At 69.6% G+C, this 17,738-nt stretch carries 10 protein-coding genes and 1 pseudogene; 3 read left to right on the top strand and 8 right to left on the bottom strand.

The features are described from left to right. The 6 genes and pseudogenes from CHC08_RS09310 to CHC08_RS09330 form a co-directional block, all read right to left on the bottom strand. Nucleotides 1-813, bottom strand: an 813-nt coding sequence (locus CHC08_RS09310) for an FG-GAP repeat domain-containing protein (protein ID WP_143653151.1), incomplete at its 3' end; no start/stop codon positions are given. 296 nt (nt 814-1,109) lie between these two features. After that, on the bottom strand, nt 1,110-1,964 hold the full coding sequence (locus CHC08_RS09315; protein ID WP_089206992.1) for an STM4011 family radical SAM protein: 855 nt from the start codon (nt 1,962-1,964) through the stop codon (nt 1,110-1,112). 239 nt (nt 1,965-2,203) lie between these two features. Then, the gene (locus tag CHC08_RS09320; protein WP_179281972.1) at nt 2,204-3,562 is read right to left on the bottom strand and encodes an STM4012 family radical SAM protein; all 1,359 of its coding nucleotides are present in this window, start codon (nt 3,560-3,562) and stop codon (nt 2,204-2,206) included. Nucleotides 3,563-3,643: 81 nt separating this feature from the next. Then, nucleotides 3,644-4,690, bottom strand: a pseudogene (locus tag CHC08_RS09325) (STM4014 family protein); the annotation flags it as partial. Then, the gene (locus CHC08_RS52360; RefSeq protein ID WP_275937163.1) at nt 4,687-4,812 is read right to left on the bottom strand and encodes a hypothetical protein; all 126 of its coding nucleotides are present in this window, start codon (nt 4,810-4,812) and stop codon (nt 4,687-4,689) included. The pseudogene CHC08_RS09325 and the gene CHC08_RS52360, both read right to left, overlap by 4 nt. 5 nt (nt 4,813-4,817) lie before the next feature. Beyond that, complete coding sequence (locus tag CHC08_RS09330; protein WP_089206806.1) at nt 4,818-5,774, bottom strand: STM4015 family protein; 957 nt, start codon at nt 5,772-5,774, stop codon at nt 4,818-4,820. Nucleotides 5,775-5,888: 114 nt separating this feature from the next. Here CHC08_RS09330 and CHC08_RS09335 point away from each other — a divergent pair, with 114 nt between their 5' ends. The 3 genes from CHC08_RS09335 to CHC08_RS51390 all read left to right on the top strand — a co-directional run bounded on the left by CHC08_RS09335 (nt 5,889) and on the right by CHC08_RS51390 (nt 10,778). Then, nucleotides 5,889-7,316: an MFS transporter gene (locus CHC08_RS09335; RefSeq protein ID WP_245878226.1), complete on the top strand. Its 1,428-nt coding sequence runs from the start codon at nt 5,889-5,891 to the stop codon at nt 7,314-7,316. A gap of 378 nt (nt 7,317-7,694) precedes the next feature. After that, nucleotides 7,695-8,966, top strand: coding sequence for an ROK family transcriptional regulator (locus tag CHC08_RS09340; RefSeq protein WP_089206808.1), 1,272 nt, complete (start codon nt 7,695-7,697; stop codon nt 8,964-8,966). 399 nt (nt 8,967-9,365) lie between these two features. Next, nucleotides 9,366-10,778 (top strand): chitinase, encoded by a 1,413-nt coding sequence (locus CHC08_RS51390; protein WP_089206809.1) that lies wholly within the window; start codon nt 9,366-9,368, stop codon nt 10,776-10,778. 243 nt (nt 10,779-11,021) lie between these two features. Here CHC08_RS51390 and CHC08_RS09350 read toward each other — a convergent pair whose 3' ends face one another. Together CHC08_RS09350 and CHC08_RS09355 are read right to left on the bottom strand one after the other, a co-directional pair. Further along, complete coding sequence (locus CHC08_RS09350) at nt 11,022-13,376, bottom strand: PP2C family protein-serine/threonine phosphatase (RefSeq protein ID WP_089206994.1); 2,355 nt, start codon at nt 13,374-13,376, stop codon at nt 11,022-11,024. Nucleotides 13,377-13,444: 68 nt separating this feature from the next. Beyond that, complete coding sequence (locus tag CHC08_RS09355) at nt 13,445-17,737, bottom strand: HAMP domain-containing protein (RefSeq protein ID WP_089206995.1); 4,293 nt, start codon at nt 17,735-17,737, stop codon at nt 13,445-13,447. Nucleotide 17,738: the final 1 nt, after the last annotated feature.

Here is a 17,738-nt window from a genome sequence, read left to right on the forward strand (position 1 = left end):
CAGATCGGCCACACCGTCACTGTTCATGTCCGCGAATCTGGTCCGGGCCGGCTCCTTGAAACCGGACGCGACAAGCTTGTTGGTGCCGTTGAAGATACCGCCGACATTCCAGTAGGCGACCACGTCACCATTGGAGCGCATCGAGATCAGGTCGGCCACCCTGTCATTGTTCATGTCCGCGAACTGAAGCTGCTCGCTATCCGATACGAGGGTGTCAGGAAGGACATTGTCGTATCGGTAGGCGCTGTAGATGGATCCGGGATGACCGCCGACGCTTCCGCTGAACGTCCTGCCCGTCTCGTGCTGAGGAGGTGTCGAGCCGTCACTGCCCCCGCCGAAGCTGAAGACCGAGAAGTGAACGTGGTCCGCTTCCCACTGGTCGAACAGGACCGCGTGGTGTTCCCCGTTGGGACCGTTGACCACGTTGAGCAGGTCGCCGGTGCGCAGGTCGGTTGAGCTGGACGGATCGGCCGCGATCAGTCTCACCTTCGGCGCACTGGGCAGAGTCGAGGTGTTATAGCTCGTGCCCACATGCCATGCCATGGACACCGCACCCGAGCAGTCCGGCCTGTACTGCTTGCCTGCCGCATCGGGATAACTTGTTCTTCCGCTGCTGTCGTATTTGATGTATGGCCGCCGATTGACCCAGTCCCAGGCGCGAGCGATTACTTCCGACTGGGTGATCTGACCGTCCACGGCGGAGTCCGCGTAGGCACCGGATGCATTGGTAATCGTCAGAATGGAGAGGCTGGCCAGAAGTGCGAAGCCGGCCACAGTTCCTGCGACAAAACGCCGGATCATCGTGTTGATCATTGGGGTCCCTTTTCTCGAACTCATCGAACCGATGAGGTAAGAGTCGGCCACCTCAATCCAAAACCTCTGTAGATCCTCTGTAGAAATGTTTACAGCAGCGGACGGGACCGCTGATTTCGCTTCGCCGGCACAGATGTCCCCGGCGCCCGGCAGGGCAGGCGCGGACGGCGACGCTCTCGGCGCCTACGAGCCGGCCTGTGGATCAGCGGAGACAGCGGGGGCCGAGGGCCGGTACGCCGCCAGTGGACCGATGTCCGCTCGTTCATTCGCGCACTCGTTCGTTCGCGCTTGTTCGTTCAGGAACGTCGTGCTGTGCCGGATGGCAGGGCTCCGGGGATGCGTTCCAGGATTCCGCCGGCGAAGACGTCGTAGAGACCGGTCTGCTCCAGGTGGACGTAGCCGATGTGGCAGTCGCACAGGGCCGCCGGGCACGTCCTGGCCCGCGGGCGGAATGTCCCGTCGTAGAGGTTGCCGAGCACGGCCGGGACGAAGTGGCAGCGCCGTACGGTGCCGTCACCGTCCACCGAGATCACCGTGTCTCCCGTGCGGCAGGGCTGTCCGCCGCTGCGGTGCGGCGTCCGGCTGTAGGAGAACAGCGGGTCGATCGCCGTCCAGAGGGCCGCCTCCGGGTCGGTGTACGGGTGACCCTCGGCGGCGTTCACCCACAGATACACCTCCGGGGGCAGGTCGGCCCGTAGTTCCCGTGCGCGCTCCAGGTGCTCGGGCAGGCCGACGACACCCACGCTGAAACGGACACCTCGGGCGACCAGGTCACGGCACCTGACGAGAAAACGCTCGTAGGCGACCTGGCCGGGGTGGTAGGTCACCCAGAGCGCGAGCGTGTCCAGATCGGCCTCGGCCAGCCAGTCGGGGCGGCAACTGAAGTTGGTCTGGATGGCAACCCGCCGGACGTGCGGGAGATGGCTGAGCTCCACCATCGCCCGCCGGTACCAGGATCGGACCAGGCCCTCGCCCCACGGCGTGAACAGCACCGAGACCGGGTGATCCCGCCCGCCCACCCATCCGGTGAACCGCTCCAGTGCCATCCGGTCCTGCCGCAGCCGGTCGGGGCTGTCGCGGCGCTTGGCGAACGGGCAGTAGGGACAGTCGTAGTCACAGCTCGACAGCGGCCCCCGATAAAGGATCGTCAGATGGTCCTGATCACGGACCTGGCTGCGATCGTGGTCCTGATCACGGACCTTGTCCTGGTTATGATCACGAACCTTGCCACAGTCCTGGCCCTGAACCTGGCCACGATCGTGGCTCTGCTCCTGGTCCTGGTCCTGGTCACAGCCTTGGTCGCGATCACAACCACAGCCCTGGTCACCGTTCCGTCCACGATCGCGGACATGACCGATGGAGACGGGAACCGGTGCGTTTCCGACCTTTCTCACCGCTCCTCGTATCCGGCCATCAGCTCGCGGACCCGGCCGGAGAACAGCGCCGGGCCGATCGCGTCGGAATGGGCCAGACCCTCCGGGGTCAGCCGCAGCCACCCGGCCCCGGCCGCCTCCTCAGCAGCCAGGGCGTCCCCCTCCAGCCAGCCCCGCTCCGCCAGGCGCTCGAGCTCCTCGCGGAAGCCGGCCATGACCTCGACGCCGAAACGTTCGCGGTAGGAGGTCAGGTCGAGCCCTTCGGCCTGGAGCAGCGACTGGATCAGGTGACGGCGCCGCCGTTCGTCCTCTCCCAGCCGGAATCCCACGTTGGCGACGTCGAACTCCTCGGGAGCGAGCCGTACGTAGTCGTCGATGATCGCGCGCACCTGACCGGCGCCGACCGCGTACTCGTAGGAGTAGTGGAGCCGGGAGGTGTAGGAGCGGGCGCCGCAGCCGAGGCCGACCATGCCGTCGCTCTGGCAGCGGTATTCGGCCACGCCCACCGACCCCGGCAGCCGGAACATCCGCATCGACACCTGCTCGTATCCGGCGGCCAGCAGGTGGTCACGGCCTTGGCGGTAGAGGGCGAGCCGGTGGTCGTCCCAGTCGTGGGCGCGACGGCCGAGGCCGGTGAGCGGGCGGACGTACAGCGGGTAGAGGTAGATCTCCTCGGGTTTCCAGGCGAGTGCCGCGTCCAGCGAGTAGCGCCAGGAGGTCTCGGTCTGCCCGTCGATCCCGTAGATCAGGTCGATGTTGAGCGCCTCGAAACCGACCTCCCGGATCGCGCCGAGCGCCGCCTCGACCTCCTCCCGTCTCTGCGGCCTGACCGCCGCGCGGGCCTCGGCGTCGATGAAACTCTGCACGCCGATCGAGATCCGGGTCGTGCCCCGTTCGGCCAGAACGGCGAGCCGGTCGGTCGTCGCGGTCGCCGGCGAGGTCTCCACCGAGAGCGGGACGGCCCGCAGGTCGGCACCCATGATCCGCTCGGTGAGGTCGAACATCCGGGTGAGCTCAGCGGCGCTCAGATAGGTCGGCGTGCCACCGCCGATGGCCGCGGTCACGAACCCTGGATCGTCCAAGGCGTCCCGTACGGCTCTCGCCTGATGTTCGAGGGCGTCCAGGTAGGCGGCGACAAGCTCCTCGGGGGCGCCGGTCCGGGTGAACAGGTTGCAGAACCCGCAGCGCATCTCGCAGAACGGGATGTGCAGATAGAGGAACAGGTTCGTGTGCGGCTCCCGCGCCCACACCTCCCGCAGCGACGGACGCGGGTCCAGCGGACGGTATGACGTCTTGTGCGGATAGGCGTAGACATAACCCTGATAGGGACTCACCGAGACGGACGGGGACGCGCCTTCCTCCTCGCCACGACCCACCGGCCCGCCCGCCACGATGGCCCCTTCGCCCCTCGCGTTCCCGATCTCCGCCGGCGCGTGGCGGGCGAGGATCGCGCGGACCTGGGCGCCGTAGGTGTCGACGCCCTCGGCACCGCTACCGGGCAGGCCCTCCAGCCGGGGAAGCAGGTCGCCGAACGCGTTCACCTCGGCCACCGCGAGGCTCCGCCAGTCGACCCCGATCATCAGATCGACCCCCACGGCCAGGCTCCCGGGAAAACAGGCCGCCGCCCGCGCGCAGACGTCCAGGGCCCGCGCCCAGCCTTCGGGGCCGAGCTCGGCCCTGACCTCGCCGAGGTCGCCCCTGCTACCGCCGAGGTGCAGGTTGGTCATGGGACTCCGGCCGACGCGGACGACCGCGTGGGTGGGTGTGCCGTCCACGACGACCACCCTCAGATCGATCACGTGTCCGTCCAGGCTCGCCTTGGGGAACCAGCGCTCGACGTGGAGCCCGTCCACGGCCAGCAGGTCGACGATCGCCGCCAGATCGGACTCGTTCTCGTAGGACCTCACCCTCAGGGAGTTGTACAGCCGGCCGGAGACCAGGTCCGCCGAGGTCACCGCCTTGACCCGGCCACCCCGGGAGTGCAGGGCGATGACCCCGGACGCCGACGAGCCGTGAGCCGGTTTGACGAACACCCGGCCCCAGCGGGCCTCGTCCATGCGACGGCGCAGCTCGGCGTAGCCGCCGATCGGCCCGGGGAGCGCGGGCGGCACCGGCACCCCGGCCGTGGACAGTCTGGCGTGGCACAGCCGCTTGTCGAACATCACCGCGATCTCGCCGACGTCGGCGAGCAGCACGGCTCCGGGCGTCCGGTCGACGGCCTCGCGGACCCGTGCCGTCCCGGCGGTGAACGCGGCGTGCCAGCGGGCCCCACCGCCCACCCGGGACGGCTCGCCGGGACCGCGCAGCAGCCCGTCCGCCTCCGCGTCCTCGCCGGGTGAGTCGATCCGCACGAGCGTGCCCGGCTCCAGCCGAATCTCCTCGCCGCGCAGCACGGACGTCCAGGGGACGACCGCGGGCTCGCGGACGCCGTACCGGGCGCAGGCATCGGCGAACATGGTCACCCGCCGATCCCCCGGCGTGCCGACGACGGCCAGCACACTCATTCGGACACCACGACGTGACGTTCGTCCAGATCTGGTCCGTACGGCGTCGCGGGTGGTCCGATGATCAGCCGCACACCCGGCAGGGTCGCGAACCTGCTGAGGCCGTTCTCGTGGTGGCTCATCCGGTCTACTCCGCGACCGCGACGTAGCGCCGGTCTTCGTCCGGCTCTTCCTGTTCGGAGAGGTCCGGCTCGAGACCCGAGTCCGCGAAGGCGGCCTCGACCCGCTCGACCATGGCGTCGGTCAGGAAGTGATGGTGCAGGTCCAGTCGCTCCAGGTGGGTCAGCGGCTGCCCCGACAGGAGTGCCTCGGCCCCCTCGTCGCTCAGCACGCCCATGGAAAGGGAGAGCGACTTCAGCCGCGCCACCACCGGCGCGGACGCCACCGCGGACGCGATCTCGTCCTGGATCTCGCTGTCCTGAAGGCCCAGGTGCCTGAGCGCGGGCAGTCGCTCACCGGACAGGATGGGCTCCAGGGCTTCCACGGTGGTGTCGCCGCCGTAGTCTTCCGTGCCGAGCCAGAGCTCCAGGTATTCGAGCGCGGGGAAATCTCCGTCGCCGACCCCCTGGGCCACCGCGGCGGGCAGCCCTCCCGTCTCGAACCGGAGGATTCTCAGGCTCTCGTGCCGGATCGGGCGAAACTCCAGCCCCGATCCGCCGCGGACCTCGAAACGCTCCAGCGAGGGGAAGGCCTCCAGCAGCGGTGTGACGTCGCTCTGCCGGATCCAGGAGATCTCGCACTCCTCCGACGGCATCGCGCCGAAGAAGAGCGAGCGCAGCGCGGGAAACCGCGCGGCGTTCTCCACGAGCAGCCGGACGGGAACCGCGGAGTCCTCCTCGTAGGCCTCGCCCCATCCGCCGATGATGATCGCCTTGACCTCGCCGACCTCGACGGTGTCGAGGAAGCGGGCGAAGTGCTCCTCGAAGGTCTCCTTCGCGTTGTAGACGTTCACCGAGATCCGCCACGCCGCCTGGTCGGCTGCGGGCATCGGAGCGCCCGGGGGACGCAGGCGTACGATCGGCAGACCGGCGTAGTCGCCGCGGTAGAGACCGTCGACCTTGTCGTTGAACTCGGTGTAGTCCATCCGGGCTCCCCTCAGACTGAACATGACGGGATACGTCCTACCAGAGATCTCCGACACTTCCAGGATCATGCACCCGGGTTATGTCCCCGCGGGCGGTCGGCGATGATGAAGCTCATGGACAACGGTCACATAAGGTTTAGTTCCGCAAAGGGGCGCTGGGTTCTCCTCACCACCGTTCTCGGTTCGGGGATCGCGCTGCTGGACGGCACGGTCGTCAATGTGGCCCTGCCCGCCCTCGGCGCCGACCTCGGCGCCGACATGGCGGGCCTGCAGTGGACGGTCAACGCGTACACCCTCACCCTGGCGGGTCTGATCCTGCTGGGCGGCTCGCTCGGCGACCGGTTCGGCAGGCGCAAGGTCTTCCTGATCGGCGTGGCCTGGTTCGCGCTCGCGTCGGCCCTGTGCGGGCTGGCGCCCAACGTGGAGACGCTGATCGGGGCCCGCGCGCTTCAGGGTGTCGGCGGAGCGCTGCTCACGCCCGGATCCCTGGCGATCATCCAGGCGTCCTTCGACCGCGAGGACCGGCCGAAGGCGATCGGGGCCTGGTCGGGGTTCGGAGGGGTGGCGGCTGCCGTCGGCCCGCTGCTGGGCGGCTGGCTGGTCGAGGCGGCGGGCTGGCGGTGGGTGTTCCTGATCAACCTGCCGCTGGCCGCGCTCGTGCTGGTGGTCGCCCTGCGGCACGTGCCCGAGAGCAGGGACGCGGAGGCCACCGGGCGGTTCGACGTGCTCGGCGCGGCGCTGGCCGCCCTGGCACTGGCCGGAATCACCTACGGCCTGATCGGCCTGCAGCCCGTCCCCGTCGTGGCGGGAGTCCTGCTGGGCGTGGCGTTCGTCTGGCTGGAGATCAGGCGCTCGCCCAACGCGCTCGTGCCGGTCGGCATCTTCGCCTCGAAGGTGTTCACCGCGGTCAACGTCGTCACGTTCATCATGTACGCCGCGATGGGCGTGGTGTTCTTCCTGCTCGTCGTCCAGCTCCAGGTCTCGGCGGGATTCTCCCCGCTGCTCGCCGGGTCCGCCATGATCCCGGTGACGATCCTCATGCTGCTGCTGTCCGCCCGCTCGGGCGAGCTGGCCAAGCGGATCGGGCCCCGGCTCCCCATGACGGCCGGCCTCCTGATCTGTGCCGCGGCCCTGCTGCTGATGTCCAGGATCGGGCCCGGCTCGTCCTACGTGGTGGACGTGCTGATCCCGACGGCCCTGTTCGGCCTGGGTCTGGCGGGGACGGTCGCGCCGCTGACCGCGACCGTGCTGGCCACCGCCGACGAACGTCACGCGGGCGTGGCCAGCGGTGTCAACAACGCCGTCGCCCGGACCGGCGGGCTGCTCGCCGTCGCCGCGATCCCGCCGCTGGCCGGCCTGACCGGGGAGGCCTTCGCCTCCCCCTCGGTGTTCACCAGCGGGTTCCACATGACGATGCTGATCAGCGCGGCGATGCTGGCCGCCGGCGCACTGATCACCTTCCTCACCATCCGCGTGAACGTCCTGCTCGACGTGGAGCCGAAGCTGACCTGCCCGGTGACGGCCCCGCAACCGGGGAAGTGACGGGGCTCCCCCCATGACCGCCGAGCCCTCGCGTCACCGGGTGGGGGCCGTCGTGGACGCGTTCCCGCGGCGGCCAAAATGGAACGGTCTATTCCGTCATAATCAGATAGGGTTTCGCATCAAGACTTAGTTCATGCTCTGTCGATCCCGCCGGGAGGCGGGATCGGATGTTCTGCCGGATCGGGCCCGAGTGTCTCATCGGGGTCCGCCGGAGGCGGGAGCGCATGTTCTGTCCGTCCTGCCGGAGGCGGGAGCACGTGCTTCGCCGGGTCCCGCCCGGTGCGGGAGCGCGTGCTCCGTCCGTCCCGCCGGGAGGCGGGAGCGCGTGCTCTGCCGGTGCTGCCCGGTGCGGGGAACGAGCGATCGAGGAGCGGGCACATGGACGGCAAACGCACGACCGTACGGGACATGCGCCGCCGCAACCGCTCGGTCCTGCTCTCGAAACTGTACTTCGACGGCCCGCTCAGCAGGTTCGAGCTCGGCCAGGCGACCGGCCTGAGCGCGGCGAGCGTGAGCAACCTGACCGGTGAACTGGTCGAGGAGGGCCTGGTCGTCGAGGCGGGTTCGGTCGACTCCGACGGCGGGCGGCCCCGGATCCTGCTCCGGGTCTCCCCGGGATACGGGCACGTGGTGGGGGTCGACGTCGGCGAGACCCGCGTGCGGGTGGAGCTGTTCGACCTGTCCATGGCGGCCCTGCCGGCAAAGGCCGACCTGCCGTTCGACTCCCCCCTCCCGACCCCGGCACAGGTGGTGGAGCACATCCTGTCCGGGCTGGCGACGGTGACCGCCGAGGCCGGTGTGAATCCGGCCGCCCTGCTCGGCGTCGGCATCGGGGTGTCGGGGACCGTCGAGCAGGGTGCCCAGGTGCTGGTGCACGCCCAGACGCTGGGCTGGGACGCCGTGCCTCTGGAGGCGATGGTGCGCGCGGGGACCGACGCGGCGATCTACGTCGACAACGGGGCCACCGTGCTCGGGCAGGCCGAGATGTGGTTCGGCGCGGGGCGGGGCGCCCGGCACGCCGTGATCGTGCTGGTGGGCTCCGGCGTGGGCGCGGCGGTGGTCACCCACGGTCAGAGCTATCGGGGTGCGACGAGCGGCGCCGGCGAGTGGGGCCACACCACGATCATCCACGGAGGGCGGCGGTGCCGGTGCGGGGCGCAGGGCCATCTGGAGGCCTACGTGGGAGCCGGGGCCGTGCTCGACCGCTACCGGGCCGCGCGAGGCGGCCACCCGGTGCCCGGCCTCGACGAGGAGTCCGCGCTCGCGGCGCTGATCGCCGCGGCCGACCACTCGGCGCCCGCGGCGAAGATCCTCGACGAGACGGCCGACTATCTCGGCACGGGCATCGCGGATCTCATCAACCTGTTCAATCCCGAGAAGATCGTCCTGGCCGGCTGGGCCGGCCTGGCCCTCGGCGCGCGCCTGCTTCCCCGGATCAGGCAGGCCGCCGCCGCGCAGGCGCTGCGCCGGCCGTACGCGCAGACGTCCATCGAACTGTGCGAGCTGGGATCCGACGCCGTCGCCTACGGCGCGGCCACGCTGCCCATCGCGAGGCTGCTGCACGAGGGCGGCATGCGGGCGGCCGTGCCCCTCACCGCCCCGGTCACCCGGCGCGGGACCGTCCCACCGCTCGCCGCCGAACCCGCCTGAGCCCGCTCGGTCCGGGCTGCGGCCTCGTCCACCTTCGTGGCCCGCGAACCTCAGGTGAATCGGCCCCTTAAATTACCCTTAAATCGACGGACCGCTCCTGAGTACGCGTCGCCCACCGCGAGGATCCGGCTCGCGCTCGCCACTCTCGTGAGCTGCTAAGCCCGGGATCGCTCCCCCGCCGGCGCACCTTATGGGGAGCTCATATGGCCTGACAGCGTGCCTTCACTTTTTTTACTTCTTGTATTGACCGAAGAATCAAGTCTGATCTAGTGTCCCGGCAGGACGGGGCCTCGGCAGGCCGGCGCCGCACGGCCGCCGATGGCAGAACCCTGCGAACAGCGTCCTCATCTCGTTGGCTGGATCACCTCCAGCCGCACCCCTCACCAGAAGGAGACGCCTATGGACACGACACAGTTGCGCCCATCCAGCCCGCGCATCCCGCTGCTGGCAGCCCTCGGCTGCCTGCTCGTCGCCGTCCCCGCCCTGATCGGCGTGACGAGCACATCGGCCTCCGCCGCCACCGGGCAGATCACCGGTCTCGACGGCAAGTGCGTGGACGTGGCCGCGGCCAGCAGCGCCAACGGCGCCGCCGTGCAGCTCTACGACTGCAACGGCTCCTCCGCCCAGCAGTGGACCGTCGGCACCGACGGCACCATTCGTGCCCTCGGCAAGTGCATGGACGTGACCGCCGCCTCCACCGCCAACGGAGCGAAGATCCAGCTCTACGACTGCAACGGCTCCGCGGCCCAGCAGTGGCAGTACAGCGCGGCACACGACCTGGTGAACCCCGCCGCCAACAAATGCCTCGACGCCACCGGCCCGTCAAGTGCCAACGGCACCCGGCTCCAGATCTGGACCTGCGGCGGCGGCAGCAACCAGAAGTGGACCGTCTCCGGTGACGGTCCCACGACGCCTCCGGTCACGCCTCCGCCCAGCGGAAGCAAGATGGCCGGCGCGCCGTACCTCTACATGGGCTGGGGCAACCCGCCCAGCCCGGTCACGGTCATGAACGCCACCGGCGTGAAGTCCTTCACCATGGCGTTCATCCTGTCCGGTGGTGGCTGCGTTCCTCGCTGGGACGGTTCCAGGCCGCTGACCGGCGGCGTCGACGCGCAGGCGATCTCGCAGATCAAGGCCGCGGGCGGCAGCGTCCAGGTCTCCTTCGGCGGCTGGTCGGGCAACAAGCTCGGCCCGAACTGCGCCACCCCTGCGGCCTTCGCCGGCGCCGTGCAGCAGGTCATCAACGCCGTCGGACCCGCGGTCGTCGACTTCGACATCGAGAACAGCGACGAGTTCGAGAACAACACCGTTCAGGACCGGATCCTCAACGGCCTGAAGATCGTCAAGCAGAGCAACCCCAACATCAAGATCGCCGTCACCTTCGGTACCGGGATCAACGGCCCGAGCGGCGCCGGCATCCGCCTGATCAACCAGGCCAAGGCGCTGTCCGTGCCGATCGACAACTACACGATCATGCCGTTCAACTTCGACGGCACGAACATCTACAACAACACCGTCAGCGCCTCCGAGGGCCTGAAGAACGCGCTGAAGGCCGCCAACGGCTGGACCGACGCCCAGGCCTACTCCCGGATGGGCATCTCCGGCATGAACGGCCTGTCCGACCAGGGCGAGCTGACCAGCCCGGCGACCTGGACCCAGATCACCAACTGGGCCAAGTCCAAGGGCCTCACCCGCCTGGCCTACTGGGCGGTCAACCGTGACCGCTCCTGTCCCGGTGGCGACGCGTCCTCCGAGTGCAGCGGCATCTCCCAGGGCACCTGGGAGTTCACCAAGATCACCGCGGGCTTCTAGGAGCCCGTCACCGATCTCCCGGCCAGGAGCTACCCCCTGATCATGGCGCCTGGCCGTCCGGCCACCCTCAGACCGGAGCTCCGGCGGTTCCCCTGAAAACCGGAACCAGCGAAGCGGGAGGAACCAGAAGCCGCTCGGGGCATCGCCCCGAGCGGCTTCTGTCCGTCAGGCGGCGCGGCCGACGCGGGACGACCGCGATCAGGAAGATCGCGAAGTGTCACCGGAGATGAGTTAAGGGATCGGTCACTGAAGCTGTACGCCGATGAGGCAGGTGTCGTCGTCGGTGTCGGAGTTGCAGTGGGTCAGCAGATGATCGAGCCGGTGGTCGAGATTGGCGGCGGGGTGTTCGGCGATGAGCAGAAGCTCGGCCTGTGAGTGCTGCAGCGTGTGGTCCCTGCGCTCGATCAGGCCATCGGTGTACATGAGCAGGGTGTCGCCCTGTTCGAGCTGGATCTGCTCTTCGGAGTAGTCGGCCTCGGAGAACGCGCCGAGCATGATGCCGTCGATCGTGGGGAGTTCGGTCGCGCGGTTCTGCCGGATGAGGATGGGCGGCAGGTGACCGGCTCGCGCCCAGCGCAGGATTCGGGTGGTGGGGTCGTAGAGGCCGCAGACCGCGGTGGCGGTGACGCTCTCCGTCAGGTGGTGGGCGACCAGGTTGAGCCAGGTGAGCAGCTGGGCCGGCCCCGCGCCGGTGGCCGCCAGGCCGCGCAGGGCGTTGCGCAGGATGACCATGCCGGTGGCGGCTTGGATGCCGTGCCCGGCGATGTCGCCGACCGACAGCAGGATCTGCTTGGAGGGCAGGATGAAGGTGTCGTACCAGTCGCCGCCGACCAGGTGCTCCTTCTCCGCCGGCCGGTAGCGTACGGCGATGTGCAGGCCGAACGCCTCCAGGGGGCCCCGGGTCGGCGGCATGATGGCGTGCTGGAGTTGCAGGGTCAGGCGGTTGCGCTCGTTGACCTGTTGTTCGGACAGGGCCAGCTGGTCGCGGGTGGCGGCCAGGGCGACCTCCGTCCAGTGCTGGGCGGAGATGTCCTGGTAGGCACCGCGGATGGCCGCCATGCGCCCGTCGGCGTCGAAGACGGGTTCGGCCACGACGCGGATGTGCCGGATGATGCCGTCGTCGCGCTGCAGGCGGAAGGCGGTGGCGCCGGGGTGCCTGTGGTGCAGCACCGTGCGCAGGAAGCGGCCGATGGTGGTGGCGTCGTCGGGATGCGCTCGCTCGCGCAGGTGCTCCAGCGGGATCGGCCGGTCGGCGGGGGTCAGGCCGTACAGCTCATAGAGCTGGCTGTTCCAGGTGATCTCACCGGTCTGGGTGTTCTCCTCGAACCCGCCGATACGACCCAGCCGCTGGGCGTGCTGCAGCAGGCTCGCCAGGCGCACCACCTCGTCCTGCACCCGCCAGATCAGCAGGATGCAGTTGCCGTGCCGGGTGAGGCTGATATCCGCGAGGGTGGTCAGCGGCACCTGGTCGGCCAGGGCGGTCAGCGTCATGCCTTCGGCGCGGAAGGGCTCGCCGGTCGCGTGGACGTGCTCGATCTTCTCCATCAGGCCGCTGTCGCCGGCCGCCAGGGGGTAGGCCTCCAGCAGCAGCGTGCCGGTGACGCTGCCGCGCGGGCGGCCGGCGGGGTCGGCGAAGCGACCGTTGGAATGATGGATGCGGAAGTCGGTGAGCCGGCCCCCGTCATCGAGCTGGGGGCTCAGCACCAGCGCCGGGTCGGGCAACGCGTCGACGAGGTCGATGAGCTCGGCCATGTCCGACGCCGCGGTGCGCCGGTCGGCCGGCGCCTCCAGCGTGTGCGCGCACAGCTCGGCCAGCGCGTCCACCTGCTTGTGGATCTGGGGCGGTTGCGGTTGCAGCGGGTGCGGCCAGGCGATCTCCAGCACGCCCAGAATGCGGCCCCCCGTGCCCGCCGGGACCGTCACGCGGCCTCCGCCAGGCAGCTGCCGCTGCCCGATGGAGGGCAGGCCCTGTTCGGACAGGGAGGTGAACCAGACGGTGCGCCGCTCGACCAGGGCGCGGCGGGCCGGGGTGGCCACGCCCGGCGGCACGTAACGCCACCGCCTGGCCTCCTCGGCGCTGAACCCCGCGTATCCGGCCAGCGTCAGGGAGGCGTCGGGGCCCGCCGCCCACACCGCGACCGCCGTCGCACCGAGAGGTGCCAGCGCATGCTCCAGGAGTGACTCGGCGACCATCTGGCTGTCGGCGGCGTACAGCACGCCGCTTTCGGCGATGCGCAGCCGTACCGCCACCGAGGGAGCCTCGGCGGCGCGGGCATCGGCGCCGGCCTGTGCCAGGAAGTCGCGGGCGGCGTCGCTGAGGCGGTCCTGGGCCGTCTGGTTGATGATGTCGGCGGCCAGTTCCAGCTGCGAGAGCCCCGCCTGCTCGGCGAGCGCCGCCAGTTGCTGGGCGGCTTGGGTCGGGCCGCAGTGCAGCCGCTCGACCAGGATTCCCCGCGCCAGCTCGATCAGCGCCCGGCCCTCGGCCGCGAGCTGGGCGTCCTGGATCTCCTTGCGCAGCCGGTCGATCGTGGCGGCCAGCCTGCCCACGTTGCTGGACGCCTCCACCTGCCCGATGGGGTCCTCGGGGCGCTGGGACATCTGCACGATGGCTCCTTACGAGGCGAAAGGGGATGCGACGAGCGCCGTACCGGGCTACGGAGTCTGGGCTAAAGGGCCAGCCAGTGCTGGATGAGCCCCATCAGGTGGTTGGCGTCGACCGGTTTGGTCACGTAGTCGCTCGCGCCGGAGGCCAGGCTTTTCTCCTGGTCGCCGGGCATCGCCTTGGCCGTGACGGTGATGATGGGCAGGTCGGCGTAGGCGGGCATCGCGCGGATCGCCGCGGTGGCCGCGTAGCCGTCCATCTCCGGCATCATCACGTCCATCAGGACGATGTCGATCTCCGGGTGGACGACCAGGGTGTCGATGCCCTTGCGGCCGTTCTCGGCGTGCAGCACATGCATGCCGTAGATCTCCAGGATGCTGGTCAGCGCGAACAGGTTGCGCGTGTCGTCGTCGACGACCAGCACGGTGCGCCCGGCCAGCGTGACGTCGGCCTGCTGGGCCATCGCCTCGCCCACCTTCTCCGGCCGCACCAGCGGCAGGACGTCGCCCGGCTGGTCGGCGGTCAGGTGAAGCGCGATGCGCTCGCGCAGCTCGTCCAGGCTGGACAGCAGCTCCAGCGGCTGGGAGCCGGCGCGCGACTGCAGGATGCTCTCCTCCTGCGAGCCCATGCGCCAGTTGTTGTAGGCCAGGACCGGCACGCCGTTCAGGGCGGTGTCGCCGTTCATCGCGTCCAGCAGGCCGAAGGACGCCCTGTCGGCCATGTCGAGGTCCAGCACGATGCAGTGGCAGGGCTGCGAGGCCAGCGAGGTCGCCGCCTCCTGCGCGCCGGCCGCGGTGACGATCTCCACCGATCGCCCGATACCGCTCACGTCGCGGTTGGCCAGATCGGTCACGACGCTCTCGGCGACCAGCGACAGCAGCCCGTGAGCGCGTTCTTCGATCACCAGCAGCCGTCGCCGCTGCGGCGCCGGCGCCGTGACGGCGGCCGGCCGGTCGCTGTCACGGCCGACGGAGTCCTCGTTCCGTACGTCGGAGGGCGCCGCCTCGGCCGGCTGCTCGGCGAAGTCGGGCCGGGCCACCGGCAGGTACAGCGTGAACGTGCTGCCCTGGCCCAGCGCGCTCTCCGCGGTGATGGCGCCGCCGAGCAGGTAGGCGATCTCGCGGCTGATGGACAGGCCCAGGCCGGTGCCGCCGTACTTCCGGCTGGTGGTGCCGTCGGCCTGCTGGAAGGCACCGAAGATCGCCTCCAGGTGCTGCTCGGCGATGCCGATGCCGGTGTCAATGACCCTCAGGGCGATGGCCGAGCCGTACGGGCGCACCGACGGGGGCAGCTCCGACGGCGAGGTCGGCTCGATCCGCAGCTCGACGCTGCCGGTCTCGGTGAACTTCACGGCGTTGGACAGCAGGTTGCGCAGCACCTGGCGCAGCCGGGAGTCGTCGGTGAGCAGGTCGGACGGCACCCCCGGCGCGCTCGTGATGCGGAACTCCAGGCTTTTCTGCGTGGTCATCGGCTGGAAGGTGGCCTCGACGTAGTCGAGGAGATGGCGCAGCGAGACCAGCTCGGGGTTGAGGTCCATCTTGCCGGCCTCCACCTTGGACAGGTCGAGGATGTCGTTGATGAGCTGCAGCAGGTCGGAGCCGGCCGAGTGGATGATGCTGGCGTACTCGACCTGCTTGGCGGTCAGGTTGCGGGTGTGGTTCTGGGCCAGCAGCTGGGCGAGGATGAGCAGCGAGTTGAGCGGGGTGCGCAGCTCGTGACTCATGTTGGCCAGGAACTCGCTCTTGTACTTGGAGGCCAGCGAGAGCTGCTGGGCGCGGTCCTCCAGCTCCTGACGCGCCTGCTCGATCTCCAGGTTCTTCGTCTCGATGTCGCGGTTCTGTGAGGCGAGCAGGGCCGCCTTCTCCTCCAGCTCGGCGTTGGAGTGCTGGAGCTCCTCCTGCTGGTTCTGCAGCTCTTCCGAGCGCGCCTGCAGCTCGGCGGTCAGCCGCTGCGACTCCACCAGCAGCTCGTCGGTACGGGCGTTGGCGACGATGGTGTTGACGTTGACGCCGATGGTCTCCATCAGCTGGTCGAGAAAAGCGCGATGAACCGGCGTGAAGGCATACAGGGAGGCCAGCTCGATGACGCCCAGCACCTGGTCCTCGACCACGATGGGCAGCACGATCAGCGACGAGGGCGCGGTGTGGCCGAGCCCGGAAGAAATCGTGACGTAGTTGGCGGGCACCTCGTCCATGGCGATCGTCCGGCGGGTCCGGGCGGCCTGCCCGACCAGGGACTCGCCCATCCTGAACCGGGTGGAGCCGTCACCGGCGGGATAGCCGTAGGCGCTGATGAGCTTCAGCTCGGCGCCCCCCGGCGACTCCTCGGCCAGGAAGAACGCGCCGAACTGGGCCGCCACCAGCGGGGCGAGCTCGTTCATGACCAGCTCGGCGACCACGTCGAGGTCGCGGTGGCCCTGCATGAGACCGGAGATGCGCGCCAGGTTGGTCTTGAGCCAGTCCTGCTCCTGGTTGGCGCTGGTGGTCTCGCGCAGCGACTTCACCATCGAGTTGATGTTGTCCTTCAGCTCGGCCACCTCGCCGGAGGCGTCCACGGTGATGGAACGGGTCAGGTCACCGGAGGTGACCGCGCTGGTCACCTCGGCGATGGCGCGCACCTGCCGGGTCAGGTTCCCGGCCAGCTCGTTGACGTTCTCCGTCAGGCGCTTCCAGGTGCCCGAGACGCCTTCCACCTCGGCCTGACCGCCCAGGCGGCCCTCCGAGCCCACCTCCCGGGCCACGCGGGTGACCTCGGCGGCGAAGCTGGACAGCTGGTCGACCATCGTGTTGATGGTCGTCTTCAGCTCCAGGATCTCTCCCCGCGCGTCCACGTCGATCTTCCTGGTCAGATCGCCCCTCGCCACGGCCGTCGTGACCTGGGCGATGCTGCGCACCTGGTTGGTCAGGTTGTTCGCCATCGAGTTGACGTTGTCGGTGAGGTCCTTCCAGGTGCCGGCGACGTTCGGCACGCGGGCCTGCCCGCCCAGCTCGCCCTCGGTGCCCACCTCGCGGGCCACCCGGGTCACCTCGTCGGCGAAGGCGCTCAGGGTGTCGACCATCGTGTTGATGGTCTGCGCGAGCGCGGCGACCTCGCCCTTCGCCTCCACGTTGATCTTCTGCGACAGGTCGCCCTTGGCCACCGCGGTGGCCACCTGGGCGATGGAGCGCACCTGCCCGGTCAGGTTGGAGGCCATGACGTTGACGTTGTCGGTCAGGTCCTTCCACGTGCCGGAGACGCCCCGCACCGTCGCCTGCCCGCCGAGCTGACCCTCGGTGCCGACCTCGCGGGCCACCCGGGTCACCTCGTCGGCGAAGGCCGACAGCTGGTCGACCATCGTGTTGATGGTCTCCTTCAGCTCCAGGATCTCGCCCCGCGCATCCACGCGGATCTTCTGCGACAGGTCGCCCTTGGCCACCGCGGTGGTGACCTCGGCGATGGAGCGCACCTGGGCGGTGAGGTTGTCGGCCATGACGTTCACCGACTCCGTCAGCGCCTTCCAGGTGCCGGAGACGCCCTTCACGTCGGCCTGCCCGCCCAGGCGGCCGTCGGTGCCGACCTCGCGGGCCACGCGGGTCACCTCGTCGGCGAAGCTGGAGAGCTGGTCGACCATCGTGTTGAGGGTGTTCTTCAGCTCCAGGATCTCACCCCGCGCCGAGACCGTGATCTTCTGCGACAGGTCGCCCTTGGCCACCGCGGTGGCCACCTGCGAGATGTTGCGCACCTGGTCGGTCAGGTTGCCGGCCATGTAGTTCACCGAGTCGGTGAGGTCACGCCAGGTGCCCGCCACGCCCTTCACATCGGCCTGCCCGCCCAGCTGGCCCTCGGTGCCCACCTCGCGGGCCACCCGGGTGACCTCGGCGGCGAAGCTGGAGAGCTGGTCCACCATCGTGTTGACGGTGTTCTTCAGCTCCAGGATCTCGCCCCGCGCGTCCACGGTGATCTTCTGCGACAGGTCTCCCCTGGCCACCGCGGTGGTGACCTCGGCGATGGAGCGCACCTGGCCCGTCAGGTTCCCGGCCATGGCGTTGACGGACTCGGTGAGGTCCTTCCACGTGCCCGAGACGCCCGGCACCTCGGCCTGCCCGCCCAGGCGACCCTCGGTGCCCACCTCGCGGGCCACCCGCGTCACCTCGGAGGTGAACAGCGACAGCTGGTCCACCATGCCGTTGAAGACCGAGGCTATCTCCCCGAGCAGCCCGTCGGTGTCACCGGGCAGCTGCGTGCCGAAATCGCCGTCCCGGACCGCCGTCAGCCCGGCCAGCAGCTGACGCAGCTCCAGCTCCCCGCTGTCACCGGCGCCGAGCCCGGCCCTGCCGCGCCCCGCCGAGGGTGAAGCGCTGACCGTCGTCTCACTCATG

The sequence above is a fragment of the Streptosporangium subroseum genome (genome assembly GCF_900188345.1).
Classification (GTDB): domain Bacteria; phylum Actinomycetota; class Actinomycetes; order Streptosporangiales; family Streptosporangiaceae; genus Streptosporangium; species Streptosporangium subroseum.

What these genes read in the sequence shown, in the direction of transcription:
- CHC08_RS52360 (WP_275937163.1), bottom strand. Translation starts at nt 4,812, where the DNA reads ATGAGCCACCACGAGAACGGCCTCAGCAGGTTCGCGACCCTGCCGGGT.
- CHC08_RS09330 (WP_089206806.1), bottom strand. Translation starts at nt 5,774, where the DNA reads ATGGACTACACCGAGTTCAACGACAAGGTCGACGGTCTCTACCGCGGC.
- CHC08_RS09335 (WP_245878226.1), top strand. Translation starts at nt 5,889, where the DNA reads ATGGACAACGGTCACATAAGGTTTAGTTCCGCAAAGGGGCGCTGGGTT.
- CHC08_RS09340 (WP_089206808.1), top strand. Translation starts at nt 7,695, where the DNA reads ATGGACGGCAAACGCACGACCGTACGGGACATGCGCCGCCGCAACCGC.
- CHC08_RS51390 (WP_089206809.1), top strand. Translation starts at nt 9,366, where the DNA reads ATGGACACGACACAGTTGCGCCCATCCAGCCCGCGCATCCCGCTGCTG.
- CHC08_RS09350 (WP_089206994.1), bottom strand. Translation starts at nt 13,376, where the DNA reads ATGTCCCAGCGCCCCGAGGACCCCATCGGGCAGGTGGAGGCGTCCAGC.
- CHC08_RS09355 (WP_089206995.1), bottom strand. Translation starts at nt 17,737, where the DNA reads ATGAGTGAGACGACGGTCAGCGCTTCACCCTCGGCGGGGCGCGGCAGG.